This is a genomic window from Wolbachia endosymbiont (group A) of Pherbina coryleti, from assembly GCF_964026875.1.
In the GTDB taxonomy this organism is placed as follows: domain Bacteria; phylum Pseudomonadota; class Alphaproteobacteria; order Rickettsiales; family Anaplasmataceae; genus Wolbachia; species Wolbachia pipientis.
Map to the genome: position 1 here is coordinate 360269 of NZ_OZ034706.1, position 17756 is coordinate 378024.

The following is a 17756-nucleotide window of genomic DNA, read 5'->3' on the forward strand; positions in this document are numbered from 1 at the left end:
TTAAATAAAGCCTATGAAAAAAATGGAAGCTTGTTATTCGTTTGACGATATACTTCTTTTGCCAGCCTATTCTAATATATTGCCTTGCGATGCAGATACAAAAACTTATTTAACAAATAGTATAGAACTAAATATCCCTCTCATATCCTCTGCAATGGATACTGTTACTGAATCGGACTTTGCAATAGCTATTACCCAACATGGAGGGATAGGTTGCATACATAAGAATTTATCAATAGATGAACAAGTTTTAGAAGTAAGAAGGGTGAAAAAATATGAAAGTTGGATCGTGTATAACCCAATTACGATTTCACCGGATAAAACAGTTGCGGAAGCAATTTCATTAATGAGAGAGCACAATTATTCTGGCATTCCTGTAGTCGATCAACGCAAGTTAGTTGGAATTTTAACTAACCGAGATGTGAGATTTATTGAAGACCAGAACATGAATGTAAAAGTTTCCGAAGTGATGACAAAAGATAAGTTAGTGACAGTGCGGGAGCAGGGAGTGAATAGTGCCTCAGCAATGAAATTGTTGCATGAAAATAGAATAGAAAAGCTTTTGGTCGTAGATGAAAATTCTTGTTGTATAGGTTTAATTACGGTTAAAGACATTGAAAAATACAATAGATACCCAAATTCATGTAAAGACAGTAAAGGGCGGCTAAGAGTTGCCGCTGCAATTGGCACTGGTAAAAAAGATGGTATAGAAAGATGTGAAGCTTTGATCGGAGAAGAAGTTGATGTAGTTGTTGTGGATACTGCTCACGGTCATTCCGAAAACGTTATCAATACCATTAGGGAAATAAAAAAGATGTATCCTAATATGCAATTAATTGGCGGAAACATTGCAACAAAGGAGGCTGCTGAAGCGTTGATTGATGCGGGTGTTGATGCAGTGAAGGTTGGAATAGGACCAGGATCAATCTGTACAACCAGAATAGTTACAGGTGTTGGTGTGCCACAATTCTCTGCAATCAAGAATGTTGCAGAGGCGTGTAGAGCAAGAAACGTCAGACTAATTGCTGATGGTGGGGTAAAATACTCAGGAGATGTTGCAAAAGCTATTGCAGCTGGTGCTGACTCTGTGATGATTGGTTCGATTTTTGCTGGCACTGACGAAAGCCCAGGTGAGATTATTATGTATAAGGGCAGAGCATATAAAGGCTATCGAGGAATGGGATCTATTAGTGCAATGAAACGAGGTTCAGCTAGCCGTTATTTTCAAGATAAAGATTCAAAACTCAAATTAGTTCCACAAGGAGTGGAAGGAAGAGTTCCATTCAAAGGTCCAGCTTCAGGAGTAATCCATCAATTGATTGGCGGATTGCAAGCTGCAATGGGGTATACTGGTAATAGGAATATAGAAGAGATGAAAAAAAATTGTAAATTTGTTACTATTACTGCATCAGGATTAAGAGAGAGTCACGCTCATGATATAGTCATTACACAAGAAGCTCCAAATTATGCTTATCAAACGTCCAATTTGTCAACCGATTCGGAGTAGTCCAGAAAAAGTAGAGAGAAAGTTAAAACGTTTTTGGAGTAAAATAAAACGTTTTTTCAAAATATGACAAATAGAAGAGAATATACAGCAGAATTCAAATTAGAAGCTGTTAAGCTGGTTAAAGAAACAGGTCAAGCAAGTACAAAAATAGCAAAAGATCTAGGTATAGATGGTAGTATGTTAAGTAAGAAAATATGATGGAAAAATGTCTGGAGCATACGCATTTCCAGGCAAAGGCTCCTTATGACAAAGAAAGATTTGATCTAAAAAAAGAGCTAATAAGAGAAAGAGACATCTTAAAAAAAGCCCTGGGCAAAGAAAAAGAGTAAAGTATTCTTTTATATAGAAATTGCTATAAAACACAGGAACTATGTAGGGTTTTGTACTGGTGGTATGGGTTGCTAAGGAAAAAAGCAGTAAAGAATTAGCAAAAGAAGGGCTTCTAGCAGATATTCAAAAAATACATCAAGCTTCTATAGCTCTTTTTACAATAATCCGAACAGATCATAATATGCTACTGCTCTACCATAGCCATAAGCACATATCTTATCCTATTCGGACTATTGCGAGAAGTGCTATAAATGCAGATATGGAGCCCCTAAAATTCACGCTGAATTAAAAGCTTTAGGCAAAAATTAAAACAGTAGAAAGTGTTATGCAAGAAAATGGCATTAAAGCCAAGTTTAGACGAAGGTTCAAAAATAAAAAACAGCAAATAAGCAACCGAGTTGTGGCTCCGAACACATTGGATCAAAATTTTACTACTGATCAGCCAAATAAAGTTTGGGATTACCTACATAAAAACTAAAGAAGGTTGTTGGCGGCAATAATTGACCTATATTCACGCATGGTGGTTAATGAGTAACATGATAATTAGTTATAGATTCTTTATTGATGGCCGTTGATAAACGCAAACCCGATAAAAATCTGCTGTTACATAGCGATCAAGGGTCACAGTATACCTCTCAAAATTACCAATTTCTATTGAATACAAAAAACATCATTTCCAGCATGAGCCATAAGGGCTGTTGTTACGATAACTCTGTTGCAGAAAAGTTCACTTAAAAGGGAGCTGCTTATTGATACTTCTCGCTCAACAAACCAGAACTGCCATATTTGAATACATAGAAATCTTTTATAACAAATAACGTAGACATTCTACTATTAACTATTGCATTCCTGCACAATTTATTCTCATGATAAAAACGTCTTAACTTTCTCTCTACTTTTTCTGGGTAAGGTCAAATAGAGAATTTTACAAAAATCTATTTTTAACTTACAATCAATTATTACAATTTTAAACCTACAACTTATGTATAACAGACTTATAGTCAAATCTTTTTCAGTATTATGCATCTGTTTATTTGCTTTATACATAACACTGCCAAATTTCTTTGATAATAAGCTTTTTATTTCGAAAAAAAGAATAAACTTAGGCCTTGACCTGAAAGGAGGGGCATCTTTGCTTTTAAACATAGACTTAGACTTCTATTTTAAGGAAAAGCTAAGCATGCTAGCTAACGAAATAAAAGAGACATTGCTAACAAAAAATATTGAATCTAACGTACAAAATAGCGTTATAACTTTAAATAATATTGATGATTATAAAAAAGCATCTGTGTTGATTAATGCGATAAATCCAAATTTAGAGCTAAATAGAAAAGATTCTTCAATTCTCATTTCGTATAAACCCCATTATAAAAATTCTTTGATCAGTGAAGTAGCTGCAGAATCAATAAACAATGTCCAGCGCCGTTTGGACAAACTTGGCACAAAGGAAGTCAGCGTTCAAAAACAAGGGCAGAATAAAATATTAGTGCAGGTGCCTGGAGTAGAAGATACCAAGCAGATAAAATCTCTGCTTGGCAAAACTGCTAAGCTAGCTTTTCATTTGGCAAACACTAACATAGCCAAGGTGCAGGATATAGACCATGAAACCACTGTCATGCTCAAGGATTCTTTAGGTAATTCTTATCCAATATTCCGCAAAACTGAAATAGGTGGTGATTCGCTGGTTAACGCATCAGTTAGATTTGGTCACTTAGGTAAACCAACAGTGCATTTTAAATTTGACAGCATAGCGAGTAAAAGATTCGCAAAAATCACTAAAGAAAATGTGGGAAAACCTTTTGCAATTGTTCTGGATAACACAGTCTTAACAGTACCTACAATACGTGAGCCAATTTTAAATGGAGAGGGAGAAATTAGCGGTAATTTCACTGAAAAACAAGCAAGCGAACTTGCAATACTTTTAAAATCTGGAGCACTGCCAGCACCACTTAAAATAATTGAAGAAAAAAACATTGGCCCAAGTCTTGGAGAAGAATCAATAAAGGCAGGGGAAATGGCAGCAACAATCTCTATTATAGCCGTGGCTTTATTTATAATCATCACTTACGGCAAATTAGGTGTATTGGCCTCTGTTGCACTTTTTTCTAATGTAGTTCTTATATTATCAATTCTCACTCTGCTTGAAGCAACTCTAACTTTACCTGGAATTGCCGGTATTGCACTCACTGTCGGTATGGCGGTGGATGCAAATGTTTTAATATTTGAGCGAATTCGTGAGGAAATAAAATCTGGCAAGAGAGTGGAACGTGCTATTGAAGAAGGGTTTAAAAACGCTATAAAGACAATACTGGATTCAAATATCACTACATTAATTGCTGCAGGAATAATGTTCATTATTGGCAGCGGAGCAATTAGAGGCTTTTCTGTCACTTTATCAATAGGAATTTTATGTTCGATGTTTTCTGCAATCACAGTCACAAAACTCCTGATAGAGTTGTGTATGAACCCGAAGGAACTAGCGCTTTGAATTAAGGATTTAGATCTCAGTCAACCACCTTCATTCCCACAACGTTATATCCTGAATCGACGTGCAAAATTTCTCCAGTAGTGCCACTACTTAAATCGCTTAATAAGTATAGCGCTGCCTTGCCAACATCCTCTATTGTAACATTGCGTCTGAGCGGAGAATTATTTCTATTCCATTCTGATATGAAGTGAAAATCGCTTATTCCAGAAGATGCTAAAGTTCTGATTGGACCAGCGGAAATTGCATTTACTCTGATATTTTGTGGCCCGAGATCACATGCTATATATTTTACACTTGCTTCAAGTGCTGCTTTACATAAACCCATAACGTTATAATTTGGCATAACTTTTTCAGCGCCATAATAAGATAAAGTAAGTAAACTACCACCACCTGACATCATTTTTTCAGCTCTTTGTGCTAAAGCAGTGAAAGAATAGCACGATATATGCATTGCATTGAGGAAGTTATCCAGTGAAGTATTGACATATTTACCATCTAACTCATTTTTATCGGAGAATGCTATTGCATGCACCAAAAAGTCAAGAGTACCCCATTTTTTCTCTATTATTTCGAAAGCGTTATCTATGATTTTTTCATTTGAAACGTCGCAGTGTAATATTAGCTCCACATTTAGTTCATCTGCTATTGGTGATAGTTTTTCTTTTATTATTTCATTCTGGTAGGTGATTGCAAGTTCTGCTCCGTGCTCTGAGAGAGTTTTTGCTATACCGTATGCTATTGATCTCTTATTTATTATTCCGGTTATTAATCCCTTTTTGCCTTGTAATAGACTTGTCGTCATAGAACTATCTGTTTTTTTATAATTTGGAATATTAACTAGGTAAAGTCAAGATATCACTGTGTTTTAAAATATTTTTTGCAGTAACTTGAAGTCTATAAACAGTAATCTTGATTCTTCTACAACAAAGCCATCCCGTATGACATTTTGTCTATACCTAATTAAGCATATCAATAAGTAAGTAAATCTTAATATAATCTTATTATACTTATAAATACGCTGTATAGAATGAAAGTATGGATGATTTCATAACTGCAAGAAGAAAAGATGATGCTGTGGTATCTGTTTGTCAGGATAATAAGAAAAAAAACGTGTTAATTTTAGGGCTCAATCAAGCCGCAAGGAATTTGTTAAAATACGAGGAAGGGAATTTACTTAATAAGCCGTTAATCAATATTTTAAGTGCAAGAGCAGCTGACGACATGAAGAATTATTTAGAGTATACCGAAAATGGGCACGATTTACTTGATATATTACCTAAAGTGATAGATTTTTCCTTAACTGATGCTAAAGGAGAAGATATCAGGACAAAAGTAAAAGTTTTCCGCACTGCACAATTTGCCAGTAATAAAATAAATTATGAGCTGTTAATACGTGATATCAGTTTGTCCCATAAATTAGGAATCTTTAGAGATGAATATCTAATGGGTAAGAAATATAAAAACCATGACTTATTCGATATACCGGGCAATGAGTCCACTATTCTAGAGTTATACGTTATATTGAATTTCGCCTTTCAACATCAAATTAATGCAGCTATAGGAATAATTGGCTTAAATAGTAGCTGTAGCGAGACAAATGATGCACTGAAAGTTATCATAGAACATTTTTATAAAAATTGCCGTAGTGATGATTTTCTAGGGTATATTGATGAGAATAAAGTGCTTTTTGTTTTGATTAACTGCGATGTAAAAAGTACATCTAAAATAATTAATCGTATACATTCTGCCATTAATAAGCAGTTATTAATGCAAAAATTACCAAGTGTATCAATAATTTATGGGAATATAGCTCAAAAACAGGCAGCAAAATCTACCAGCGGTGCCTTCTGAAAAGTTGTTTTTTATTTATATTGAGTTTAAACTTAAATTTTTATAAAGATTTAAGTTTATTTATGAAGTTAAAGTACTACCTGGTAGCACTGCTTTCATCATTGTTTTTGCAGAATAGTGCTAGCTCTAAAACAATTTTGGATAAGGAAATATTTTATGCAGAACTAGACGGAAAAATAGATTTGAGATTCGGCTACGCCTTCAACAGAGATTCTTTCAATGCTAAGCCTAAGGATAAAACTTCAAGTTATTCATACTTGCGCTTTCTTTATTTACAGCAAGTTTATCCAAATACTCAAATGGGGGTTAATGTTAAGGCAGGGGTTTCTGGTATTGCAAACCTAAAAGCGTTAGACATAGAAAAGTTAGACATGGAGGAATGGTATTTTATCATAAAAAACCAGGAACTTGGATCAATTGAATATGGTAAAAGAAGTTTAGTTGGTCAGAGCATGTTAATTAACACTTCAAAAATTTATGCAGCTGCTGGAGGAGTAAATGGTCATTGGACAAACTATGCAAATTTGCGCGGTGATCATAAAAAGGATGGTGACCCTGGATATGATCAAGACAAGGTGTTCTGGGTCAAGCCCAATATTTATAGCGATTATAATGAACTCGAACTAGGGTTAAAACAATCATCAATTAACTACATCTCCCCTGAAATCTATAACTTTCAACTCGGATTCAGTTATGTTCCAGGAAAAAATAACTTACAGTACAGCAATTTAATTGCTGCTGGCCTTTCCTATAAAAACAGCTTGTCAGATGATATAGGTTTTACTACTGCCTTAACTGGTGAATTTGCAAGAGAAAATTTAACTGATTGCTCAGATGGGACTTCTAAAAATTATGAATGCCGCAATCAATTACTACACTGGAATTTTGGTTTGAAGCTAAAATTGTTCGATCTTGATTGCATTTTTTCGTATGGTAATGGTGGTAAATCTGGTGAGAAGCGTAATCCTGAAACAAATAATACGTATTATATGAATGCAGGTATCGCTTACCGTTCTGATTCTTACAAATCGAGCTTAACATATTTTAGTAGTGGTAGGGATATTGCAGGCGAAGGTACAAACGAGTTAACATCATATGCTTTAAGTCTTGAAAATTCTCTTTTTTTAGGTACTTCATACTATTTCGATATTGTAAAGTTTAGTACAAAAGAGCCTAAAATAGAAAATAACAACTCTGGTTATGTGTTCTTGGCTGGACTGAAATTAAGTTTTTAATATTGCCTCCTTCCAACACTCTTTTCTGTCATCCAAGGTAACCGTTCACAGATTTCCACTTAATTTTTCAATCTCACTCATGGAGAGGCCAGTAAACTGACCTTACCCAGAAAAAGTGGAGAGAAAGAAAAGAGTTTTTTTGGGTAAAATAAAATTTTGGAGGATTAGAAATGGTAAGAGAATATACAGCAGAATTCAAATTGGAAGCTGTTAAGCTGGCAAATGAACAAAGAAAGGTAGGTCAACCAGTTGCAAAAGTAGCAAGAGATCTAGGAATAAGGGATAGTGTATTAGGAAAATGGATGAAGAAATATAACGAAAAAAAGTCAGCGGCAAATGCATTTCCAGATGTAGCACCTTATGACAAAGAGAGGTTTGATTTACAAAGCAAGAGTAACAAGGGAAAGAGACATTTAAAAAAAAGCCCTGGCCAGTCAAAAAGAGTAAAATATTTTTTTATATAGTAACTGCTATAAAGTACAGGAATTATGTAGGATTTTCTGCTAGTGGCTACTATAAGTGGACCACAAGAAAAATAAGCAGTAGAGAATCAGCAAATAAAGAGCTACTCGAAGCTATTCAAAAAATATATCAAGTTTCTAAATGTAGATATGGAGCTCCTAAAATTCATGCTGAATTGAAGGCTTTGGGTAAAAGTTGCAATTTGAAAACGGTGCAAAGTATTATGCAGAAAAATGACATCAGGGCTATACTGAGAAGAAAGTTTAAAATTAAAAAACAACAAACAGATAATAGAGCTGTAGCTCCCAATATATTAGATCAAAACTTTATTGTTGATCAACCAAATAAAGTATGGGATTACTTACATCAAAACCAAGGAGGGATGGCTATATTTGGCAGCAATAATTCTCACGTATGGTAGTTAATGAGTAGTGCAATAAATAAACAATTGGTTATGAACTCTTTATTAATGGCCATTAATAGGCGTAAACCTGTTAAAAATCTACTGCTGCACAGTGACCAAGGTTCACAATATACTGCGCAAGGGTATCAATATCTCTTAGCTGTAAAGAATATAGATGAGTAATAAAGGCTGTTGTTACGACAATTCTGTTGCAGAAAGCTTCTTTAGCTCATTGAAAAGAGAAATACTTATTGATACTTCACAACACTCTGCTCAACAAACTAGAACTGCAATATTTGAATACATAGAAATTTTTTATAACAAACAACGTCACTATTATAGCACTTCTCGCAATAGTCCGAATAGGATAAGATATGTGCTTATGGCTATGGTAGAGCAGTAGCATATTATGATCTGTTCGGATTATTGTAAAAAGAGCTATAACTATTGCATTCCAGAACAATTTGATGCATCATTCTTTTTGTAAAAAACATTCCAAACTTTCTCTCCACTTTTTCTGGGTAAGGTCACTGACTCAATACCCAGTCAATATCCTTTCCACCAGTTCTTTTACTGCCGGTACGTAGCCATTCTCATAAAATGGATCTTGCTTAAATTTGTACACATTGTGCCCGGAAAACATGAGTTCGTTCTCAATATCACCATCGTGTATAACGTTTTGCAGTGTTTTTTGTATGCAAAAACTACGCGGATCTGGCTTTCGTCCTGTTGAATGGTCACCATGATCTTTCCAATTGCTAAACACACAATGGCTCAAACATCCCATACAATTGATTTGATCTTCTCTTATTTGTTTAAATTTATCTGGCGTCACAAAAATAACAGTTGAATCTGGGGTTTTCATTGCTTCTGTGTACCCTGCTTTAGTCCATGTATTTGCCAGTTCTTTGTCTTTTGCAGTAAGGTAGATCTTCCTACCTCTGCTACCCATTGCAAATTCACTATTGGATTCTTCGCTGGCATTTTCTGAAAAATTTACTTGATGTAATTTTCGTTCCTGTAACTCACGTATAAAATTATTCCTCACCGCAGATGAATAAAACCCTGTTGGACTGAATTTATTTAAAAATACATCACCTTCTTCTAAAGTGAGTAGCTTCTTTTTCCACTCTGCAGAAATTGGGCTTTCTTTCGTCAAAAGTGGACGAGTGCCAAACTGAAAAGCTATTGGTCCAATTTGCAGATTGTCAAACCAATGTTCCCAATCTTTCAAATGCCACACTCCTCCTGCCATAACAATTGGTGTTTCTGAAAGACCGATCTCGTTCATGAAAGATCTAAGCTCTGCAACTCTTTCAAATGGAGCCTGTGGTAGCTCTGGGTCTTCACTGTTACTCAGTCCATTGTGCCCTCCAGCAAGCCATGGATCTTCATACACTACTCCACCAAGCAAATAGGAAGATATTTTTTGGTAAGTACGTTTCCATAATGCTTTAAAAGCACGCACTGATGAGATAATAGGGTAATAATAAACCTGATATTTAGCTGCAATTTCCCCAAGCCTATAAGGCATACCAGCACCGCAGGTAATACCATGAACTAAGCCTTTTGCTCTTTCCAATATGCCATGAAGCACGCGTTCTGCTGCTCCCATCTCCCAAAGTACATTCATGTGTATTCTTCCATGACCTTTTGATATTTCATTTGCTATTCTTGCCTGACTAATTCCAGCTTCAATACTATACTCAATCAATTCACTATGCTTTTCATTTCTTGTTTTGCCTTTATAAATTAGTGGCACTAACTCGCCATTATCATCAATAAGCTTAGCATTTGCACCAGAAAATGTACCCACAGCATCTGCTGCAGCAAATGCTCCGCTTGATCTTCCATCACTAACTGCAATGCCTTTGCCGCCCTCGATGATTGGCCACACTTCCTTTCCTGAAATTACTATCTTTTTTATCTTATTTTTCAAAACTTCCTCGCAATCTTTCACTCTATTTTACTTAATTACTGAAAAAATGATAGCTGTTTATTTTTTCTTGTATCATTAAAGCTTCTATAGCTACTCACGCTGTTGTAGTTTGAGAGCAGTTCCCATCGGAAGGGTGTCATTCCAGTGCTTGACACTGGAATCCAGTTTTTGATCAAAAATGTTGCTATAGTGCACAATCAATTTTCCTGGATCCCAGTGTCTGGGCACTGGGATGACACCATAGGGGGCTACTTGGATGACAGGGGAGGGAGGCTGCTGGGATCCTGACAACCGTCATCCCGCTGCTTGTTAGCGGGATCTAGAGATACCGCGGCGGTATGACGTAGAGCTACGTGTTTAGGTTTAATGAATCCACTATATCTTTTACTTGAGAAAAAACATACTCTTTGCTTACACTGGTATCGATAATAAAGTCACTCATCTTCCTTTTCTCCTCAATAGATAACTGAACATCGGAGATTAGATTAAGCTTTTCTTTATCTATGTTGCGTTCGTTAAGTCTTTGAGCTTGCACAACGCTATCTGCATGAACAAAAACAATAAGGTCGCAATATAAATAAAATTTTGTTTCTAATAGAAGTGGCACATCTAAAACTAAAAGTTTTCTATCGATCTTTTTTTCCTTGGCAATAAAAAATTCTAATTCACGCAGCACAGCAGAGTGAACCAAAGATTGAAATTGTTTCCAATTTTCATCGTAGGCTAAGAAATATTTAGACAGTACTGTTCTATCTATTTCACCATTTACTACCACTCCAGGAAAATTTTTCTCTGCATAACTTATTATGCTTTTATCCACTTTATAAAGTTGGTGTACAACAGAATCAGCATCAAATACAGCAGCACCAAACTCTTGAAAGCAATTAGTTACAAAGCTCTTTCCTACCCCAATTCCGCCTGTTAGACCTATAATCATATAACAAAAACACATTAGACTTCTTTCGAAACTATAGCTAAGGTTTCTCTATATATATTAACTAGATTTTCTAGATCCCAGTGTCAAGCACATAACTATACGAACATTGCAATTTGTAGGTGGTGTCATTCCAGTCTGGAATCCAGCTTTTATGTTGTATAGTGCACAATCAATTTTCCTGGATCGAAGTAGTCAAGGCACTGGGATGACACCCTACTTAACCGTCATACCGCCGCGGTATCTCTTAGCCACTAACACGTAGCGGGATGACGATTGTCGATAAATCTAAGTTACTTTAGCAACAGTTATTCTCCACTAAATTACTCTGAATTTTGGTTATATTATTTGCGGATTTCACTGCTGAAATCTCAAATTTTGAGCTTGTGTTCAAAAATGATTCAACTGACCTGCCAAAAAAATCATATCTCCATCCCTTGAATAATTTATCTGTCTGTCCAGATATTGACCCGGTTAACTCATCTTTTGAAGAAACTAATTTCCTTGATATGTTACTTTCTTTACATTTACTATCTAAAATAATTGAGAGTATATCAAGTACAGATTTGTCATAATTACTCGATAAGGTGTTGTTTTGCTGCATCCAATTTCTCTCATTTTCATTAAAAATATTCACAAACTCTAGTAAATCCGCATCTTTTATATTTTTTGCATTCCTCTTGAGATCATCTAAAATCTCATCAACATGCTCTATATTTTTTTCAATAAAACCAGCTATTACAGCATTATTGATTATTTTATTACGGTTCATATTATAGCGCTGTGCTAAGGTTTCTTGCCACTCACTAACTGCTTTAACAGTTAGTATCAATCTTGGATTTACTTCATAATTAAATTTAATCCTCTTCCATGCATCTTTTGGGCTATGTAAATACTTATTTATATCAACTATTGATTCCATCTCCTCTTGAAACCAACCCATCCTATTATTTTCTTCAAGTTTATTGCACAATATTTGGTATAGGTCATATAGGTGTACCACGTCGTTTACTGCATAATCTAACTGATCTTCGGACAACGGACGCCTTAACCAATCTGAATTTTTAGCTTTAATTTTATCCAGTGCTATTCCTTGATATTGCTCCACTACTTTTGAGTAACCAATAAAGTCATGATAATAATGACAAAACATAGCAGCAACTTGGGTATCAAAAATGGGAGTGGGAATACATTTAAACACAGTGAGTAAGGATTCTATATCCTGCCGGCAGCTATGAAACACTTTGGTTATCCCCTGATTTAGCATTATTTTCTTAATGAATGATAAATCAATTTCTGGCACTAATGCGTCTACAATAAAACTCTTCTCTCCGTAAGAAATTTGAATTAACGATAATTTTGGGTAGTAGATTAAATTATTTCTAATGAACTCCGTGTCAACTGCTATAAATTTTGGCTTTTTTGCTATCAAACCCTCACATATGTCCTCCAGCTCCGACGTTGTATTAATTAACATATGTTTTTTATTCAGTGGTTCTACTTTACCACTTATATTAAATTTTTGCAATTAATGACTTCTTGCAGAACTTTCTATCACTCATTGGCATCACACAAATAGCCTTTTCCATCCCAATCCCAGTGCTTCCTTCTCCTGTCATCCCAGTGCCCTGACTACTTGGATCTAGCAAGCTTTGCTTGCAAATAAGTCTAATACGCGTCGCGTTTTATGCCAAAACACAATTGGAGTTACATGCAAAATAGATCCCAGACTGGGATGACAAAAAAAGGAGCACTGGGATGACAGCAGTCCTACGTCATACCGCCGCGGTATCTCTAGATCCCGCTGCGGGATGACGATTGTCGTTTAGCTATAAATATTAAGAAATTTACCGAATAAAAAAAAAGGCAAAAGAAGCCCTGGGGTTATTATCCGCTTTAAAATATTGGCGTTTTTTATGTTTTAAACTCTTGACAAGCAAGATTAAGCTGCTTTTAATTGCAACTAACTTACGCTGCAAATGTTTAAGAAATTTACTAAGCAGAAAAAAAGACAAAGAATCCCCGAGTTAGCTAGTCTTTTACTATCTCTGTCGAGTATTGGCATTTTTTGATGTCTTGTAACGCTTTATAAGCGCGTTCAGCTTATTTAGATAAAAATCTAGACGTAGATGAAGTTTTGTAAAGACATACAGTATCTATATACTGCAAAAAATTGAACATAAGACGCCGATACATTAAGTAATCCTTACCTTTTAATCTGCAGATTGGCGAAAGCAAATACAATAGCTTCACTATCATGATAAGGGCGCTGGCGAAGGGTGTCAAGTAAGTTTTTCGTTTCTATAGCTACTACCACGATTGTATAGGTAATTCTTCACTTATAATAATGATTCAAGCCTTCAGCTCCTCAAACACTTCACTTGCTCTATTTAAAACAGAATCAGGAAAACCAGCAAGTTTTGCTACATGTATTCCATATGACTCATCTGCAATGCCTTCAATTACTTCATGTAGAAAGATAACCTCTCCGTTCCACTCTCTTATTTTTACACAAAAACATTTCACGTTCTTCAAGTATTTGCTTACTTTAGTTAATTCATGATAATGAGTTGCAAAAATGGCGCGGCACTTATTTACATTGTGAATATGTTCAATCACCGCCTGTGCAATAGATAATCCATCATACACCCCTGTGCCCCTACCAATTTCATCAAGTATCACCAAGGAACGGTCCGTTGCCTGATTTACTATCGTTGCTGTTTCGATCATCTCTACCATGAAGGTAGAATAACCAGCTGTTATATTATCCGTTGCGCCAACCCTGCTGAATATCTTGTCAATCACTCCAATATGTGCACTCTCTGCTGGCACAAATGACCCCATGTGAGCTAAAATTGCAATGAGAGCGTTTTGCCTCAAGAAAGTGCTTTTTCCAGCCATATTAGGACCAGTAATTAGATGTATACCAGCTAAATTGATGCTATTTGCAATGAATTTATCGTTAACTTCAACCACTGGATGTCTTCCGCTACAGATATTGAACTCTTTGCTGTCATCAATAATGGGTTTTACGTAATTATTTTGCACTGCAAGCTCTGCAAATGCGGTTCTAATATCAAGTTTTGCCAAAGCATTTGCAGCAAGAGCAATTTTTTCAGACTCTTTAGCAACTTCACTACACAGTTCACTAAAAATTTTCATTTCTAAGCCGATTGCAGCATCACGTGCCGTAAGAATTTTATTTTCTAGTTCTTTCAATTCATTAGTAGTGTAGCGCATGCTATTTGCTAAGCTTTGCCTATGAATAAATATATCCGAAGTTATTTTGTGATTTGCCGACACTTCAACGTAATAACCAAGTATGTTGTTGTGTAATATTTTGAGTGCGGCAATGCCAGTTAGGTCGCGATAAGATTCACGGAGTTTGGTTATTAGTTTATTACTATTATTTAATATGTAGGATAACTCAGATAATTCTGAGTTGTATTTTGAGTGAATAAATCCTCCTTCTTTCACGGAACTGAGGTTATTATCGAGTATAGCACTATTTAACAGTTCAAATAAGTCTTTATGATTGCCAAGGCTCTTATGTATTGTGCTGAGTTCACTCTCGTCACTACTTATCACCTGAGTAGTAGACACTGGTTCCTTTTCTCCGGTCAAGCACTGGAATGACATCTGAGAGTTAATTTCTGATTTTTCACTTAAACAATAATTATGCAAGGTAGACAGAAACTCAGACAACTCTAAAGTTTTTCCTAGGCCTATTTTTAATAGGTTCATATCCTTTGGTGAACCACGCCCTAGTATTAAGCGCGATAAAGACCTTTCAATATCTGGAATGTTAGATAATATCTCTCGTATTTTTTTGCGTGAATCATGATTATTTACAAAAAATTGAGCGGTGCTGAGCCTCAAATTGATTGCCTTGGAGCAAGCAAGTGGTGAAGCGAGCATTTGTTTGAGCAGGCGTCCACCAGAAGCTGTAACTGTGTGATCAATAACTGAAATTAGTGAACCTTTCTTTTCACCAAATTGAGTTGAGAATAACTCAAGATTTCTCCTTGCTGAAGAATCAATAAGCATGAAATTTTGTTGCTTATAGGTTTTCGGGAATTCAAGCCTTGGAATGGAGCCCCTTTGTGTTACTCTGACATATTCAAGCAGTGCACCGCACGCCATGATTTCTACTTTGCTGAAATTTCCTATACTCCCAAGTTCCCTGATTTTATAAAACTCGCATAACGTTCTGTGAGATTTACTATACTCAAAAAAACTCTGTACGTGTTGTGTAATTGATATTTTATAATTTTTTAAAATCGATCTAATTTTTTCGTCCTCAATGAATTTTTCAGAAATTAATAATTCTCTTGGTGATATACGCAATAAATCACTATCTAGAGCTTTCAAACTCGTTAAAGTGTGAAAAAATTTTCCCGTCGATAATTCAAGCCAACTAATAGCATATTCGTCATTTTGTTCAACTATGGATGCGAGATAATTATTGCTTTTATCCTCCAGTAGTGAATCTTCTATAATTGTACCTGGAGTTACAACTCGCACTACATCACGTTTTACTATGGATTTATAGCCCCTCTTTTTTGCTTCATCAGCAGTTTCTAATTGGTCACAGATTGCTACTTTGAATCCTAAATCTATTAGCTTGTGCAGGTAAGACTCACTACTGTGTGCTGGCACTCCACACATTGGTATTTCTTGCCCACACGAATTACCTCTCTTAGTGAGCACTATATTCAGCAATTTCGCAGCTTTAATAGCATCATCGAAAAACAACTCATAAAAATCTCCTAGCCTATAAAATAGCAGATGATCCTTGTATTGAGCTTTCAGGTTCAAATACTGCTCCATCACAGGGGTGTTTTTTTCTTTTACGAAGCTCATAATATTTTTTAATATATTGTATTGATAAACGTTATTATAGATTATATTGCACATGTGGATAACATAAATTTTAAATAGGTGTATAGAGGGAAAAATTTAAAACAATTAAATTTCTTGGATCCAAGTAGTCAGGACACTTGGATGACATAAAGAGTAGGAGTATTTGATGACAAAAAAACAAAAAACGCAGTTGTCATTCCAGCGCGTGACGCTGGAATCCAGAATATCCTAATTACAAGGTTTATTATTTAGTTTGAAAAATACTATAGCTTTTTCTATGTAAGTTGTTGCCCTTCTTTATCATTTTTACCATTTGCAGCACCAACAGATATTTCAGAGCTAACAGAGCTAACAGTGCTAATAGTTTTTTCTATCGCTTTAGCCTGTTCATAGTCTTGACTCAAAAAATACATGGCCAGCCCAACAGCTATACTAGCAACAAGAACAGATGCTATCATTACACCTAGTATCATACCACCAGAAAGACTTACTGCAACATACACACCAGCTCCAAGTACAACACCAAGAAAACCACCAATCATTATGCCAGGCACTAAACTGCCTATCATAGCGCTTTCTTTTTTCGTATGAGCTTGTTTTTTCATACTTTTAATAAGCACTTCTTTTGTTTTTCCTTGAGCTAAATCTGAAGGAATTTTATTATCCGCGTTTTGTATCAAAGGATTTGCACTATATGTAACAAGAAGGGTGGTTATTTCTTCAGTTTTATTACCTATAACTGCATGATGTAGTAATGTATTTCCCTCTTCATCTTTAAAGTTTATATGAGTACGAAATTCTTCATCTAGATTTCTTATTGGGTTGTTTTTTGCATATATCCCAGATTGTATTGCTCTATCTAAGCATTGTATCACTTGTTCTAGTGATTGCTCGCCAGGATTTTGTATAAAATGAAGCAGAATTTCGTGTACTATCGCTTCCTTTGTAGTTTTTGGGCATCGTAAAGCGTAATTAAATGTCTGTGTAGTAATAACTTCTTCTTTTCTTTTTTTAAGAACAACCCTTAAATCTTCAATCGCCTTTTCACCATCTTTTATTCCAAGAATTATTGAATCCAAATTATTTATCATGCTATCCTCCTTGGTTTGATTGCATTACTCATTAATAAATAATATAATAAATCCTGCTAAAAGTCAAGCAATTAATTAATAAGTTAATATAATCCTCCAAAAGGAGCTCCTTACTTTTTGTTCAGCATGTCCATTGGATCAGACTCTTTAAGCTTGCTGTTTGCTGAATTTATTCATCACAATAGCTACAATGTGCTATCGAAGTTCTCTGTAATCTTAGTTGGTTCTTCTAGAATATTCAAAATATCAGTTGCACAATAAACCCGATCTCTCTTTCCTTGAGAAGTTTGTGAAACGATGCCTAAATCTTCAAGCTTTACGATTGCTCTTTGGGCTGTTGTAAATACGACACCTAAGTTTTCAACCACTTTCCTTATAGTAAAGTAAGGGTTTAAAGACTATTAACTAAATCATTGTCCCATTCAAATTTTGGTGGCAAGGGGCTTGGTATAAATGCCTGATAACCAGCGAATACTTTGCCTGATGGTGATCCTTTAATATACATTCATTCAACCGAGCACACTATTTTTATAGTATATATTATTTTCAAATAAAGTTAAAAATGAAAATAAGGCTTTATCTTATTTGCGTGCATGAAAATAAGAAACTCTCTTATTATTGATTTTGCTCAAAAACGAAAATAGAAGAAGCTG

The 17756-nt window shown here is 35.2% G+C and carries 20 protein-coding genes; 11 read left to right on the forward strand and 9 right to left on the reverse strand.

Annotation, left to right across the window (positions count from 1 at the left end; translation table 11 throughout):
• The first annotated feature begins 13 nt into the window (after positions 1–13).
• From guaB to AAGD87_RS07760, 4 genes are all read left to right on the forward strand, one after another.
• Positions 14–1507 (forward strand): IMP dehydrogenase, encoded by a 1494-nt coding sequence (guaB, locus tag AAGD87_RS01875; protein ID WP_341817689.1) that lies wholly within the window; start codon positions 14–16, stop codon positions 1505–1507.
• A 63-nt stretch (positions 1508–1570) separates the two neighbouring features.
• Positions 1571–1705 (forward strand): IS3 family transposase, encoded by a 135-nt coding sequence (locus tag AAGD87_RS01880; RefSeq protein WP_007548354.1) that lies wholly within the window; start codon positions 1571–1573, stop codon positions 1703–1705.
• Positions 1702–1836, forward strand: coding sequence for a hypothetical protein (locus AAGD87_RS01885; RefSeq protein WP_007548509.1), 135 nt, complete (start codon positions 1702–1704; stop codon positions 1834–1836). Before AAGD87_RS01880 ends, AAGD87_RS01885 begins: the two co-directional genes overlap by 4 nt.
• A 565-nt stretch (positions 1837–2401) precedes the next feature.
• A complete protein-coding gene (locus tag AAGD87_RS07760) occupies positions 2402–2572 on the forward strand; it encodes a DDE-type integrase/transposase/recombinase (RefSeq protein WP_080717647.1) in 171 nt (56 codons plus the stop codon).
• A gap of 129 nt (positions 2573–2701) precedes the next feature.
• Here the strand turns inward: AAGD87_RS07760 and AAGD87_RS01890 are convergent, their stop codons facing one another.
• Entirely contained in the window at positions 2702–2983 is a 282-nt protein-coding gene (locus tag AAGD87_RS01890; protein ID WP_039964338.1) for a hypothetical protein, read from the reverse strand.
• Between AAGD87_RS01890 and secD the strand changes: the two genes are divergently transcribed.
• The gene (gene secD, locus AAGD87_RS01895; RefSeq protein ID WP_264329758.1) at positions 2970–4325 is read left to right on the forward strand and encodes a protein translocase subunit SecD; all 1356 of its coding nucleotides are present in this window, start codon (positions 2970–2972) and stop codon (positions 4323–4325) included. The genes AAGD87_RS01890 and secD overlap by 14 nt on opposite strands.
• Before the next feature lie 16 nt (positions 4326–4341).
• Here the strand turns inward: secD and AAGD87_RS01900 are convergent, their stop codons facing one another.
• Entirely contained in the window at positions 4342–5127 is a 786-nt protein-coding gene (locus AAGD87_RS01900; RefSeq protein ID WP_182309896.1) for an enoyl-ACP reductase, read from the reverse strand.
• A gap of 233 nt (positions 5128–5360) precedes the next feature.
• Between AAGD87_RS01900 and AAGD87_RS01905 the strand changes: the two genes are divergently transcribed.
• The 6 genes from AAGD87_RS01905 to AAGD87_RS07770 all read left to right on the forward strand — a co-directional run bounded on the left by AAGD87_RS01905 (position 5361) and on the right by AAGD87_RS07770 (position 8679).
• Positions 5361–6176, forward strand: a complete 816-nt coding sequence (locus tag AAGD87_RS01905; protein WP_338481429.1) for a hypothetical protein — start codon at positions 5361–5363, stop codon at positions 6174–6176.
• Positions 6177–6238: 62 nt separating this feature from the next.
• Positions 6239–7411, forward strand: a complete 1173-nt coding sequence (locus AAGD87_RS01910; RefSeq protein ID WP_141456814.1) for a porin — start codon at positions 6239–6241, stop codon at positions 7409–7411.
• Between the two features lie 170 nt (positions 7412–7581).
• Positions 7582–7875, forward strand: a complete 294-nt coding sequence (locus AAGD87_RS01915; RefSeq protein ID WP_007548709.1) for a transposase — start codon at positions 7582–7584, stop codon at positions 7873–7875.
• Between the two features lie 71 nt (positions 7876–7946).
• Positions 7947–8294: an IS3 family transposase gene (locus AAGD87_RS01920; protein ID WP_082246251.1), complete on the forward strand. Its 348-nt coding sequence runs from the start codon at positions 7947–7949 to the stop codon at positions 8292–8294.
• 3 nt (positions 8295–8297) lie between these two features.
• On the forward strand, positions 8298–8459 hold the full coding sequence (locus AAGD87_RS07765) for a DDE-type integrase/transposase/recombinase (protein ID WP_010082071.1): 162 nt from the start codon (positions 8298–8300) through the stop codon (positions 8457–8459).
• Positions 8452–8679, forward strand: a complete 228-nt coding sequence (locus AAGD87_RS07770) for an IS3 family transposase (protein ID WP_410541885.1) — start codon at positions 8452–8454, stop codon at positions 8677–8679. The genes AAGD87_RS07765 and AAGD87_RS07770 overlap by 8 nt, the downstream gene beginning before the upstream one ends.
• 132 nt (positions 8680–8811) lie before the next feature.
• Here AAGD87_RS07770 and AAGD87_RS01930 read toward each other — a convergent pair whose 3' ends face one another.
• The 7 genes from AAGD87_RS01930 to AAGD87_RS01960 form a co-directional block, all read right to left on the reverse strand.
• Positions 8812–10215: an NAD(P)H-dependent flavin oxidoreductase gene (locus AAGD87_RS01930; RefSeq protein ID WP_341817691.1), complete on the reverse strand. Its 1404-nt coding sequence runs from the start codon at positions 10213–10215 to the stop codon at positions 8812–8814.
• A 349-nt stretch (positions 10216–10564) separates the two neighbouring features.
• Entirely contained in the window at positions 10565–11152 is a 588-nt protein-coding gene (coaE, locus tag AAGD87_RS01935) for a dephospho-CoA kinase (protein WP_264329792.1), read from the reverse strand.
• 295 nt (positions 11153–11447) lie between these two features.
• Positions 11448–12626 (reverse strand): ribonuclease D, encoded by a 1179-nt coding sequence (locus AAGD87_RS01940; protein ID WP_264339586.1) that lies wholly within the window; start codon positions 12624–12626, stop codon positions 11448–11450.
• A 37-nt stretch (positions 12627–12663) separates the two neighbouring features.
• A complete protein-coding gene (locus AAGD87_RS01945) occupies positions 12664–12798 on the reverse strand; it encodes a hypothetical protein (RefSeq protein WP_010962423.1) in 135 nt (44 codons plus the stop codon).
• Positions 12799–13501: 703 nt separating this feature from the next.
• Positions 13502–16012, reverse strand: coding sequence for a DNA mismatch repair protein MutS (gene mutS / locus AAGD87_RS01950; protein WP_341817793.1), 2511 nt, complete (start codon positions 16010–16012; stop codon positions 13502–13504).
• A gap of 275 nt (positions 16013–16287) precedes the next feature.
• Complete coding sequence (locus AAGD87_RS01955) at positions 16288–17103, reverse strand: ankyrin repeat domain-containing protein (protein ID WP_264339309.1); 816 nt, start codon at positions 17101–17103, stop codon at positions 16288–16290.
• 185 nt (positions 17104–17288) lie between these two features.
• Positions 17289–17471 (reverse strand): hypothetical protein, encoded by a 183-nt coding sequence (locus tag AAGD87_RS01960; protein WP_006279522.1) that lies wholly within the window; start codon positions 17469–17471, stop codon positions 17289–17291.
• Positions 17472–17756: the final 285 nt, after the last annotated feature.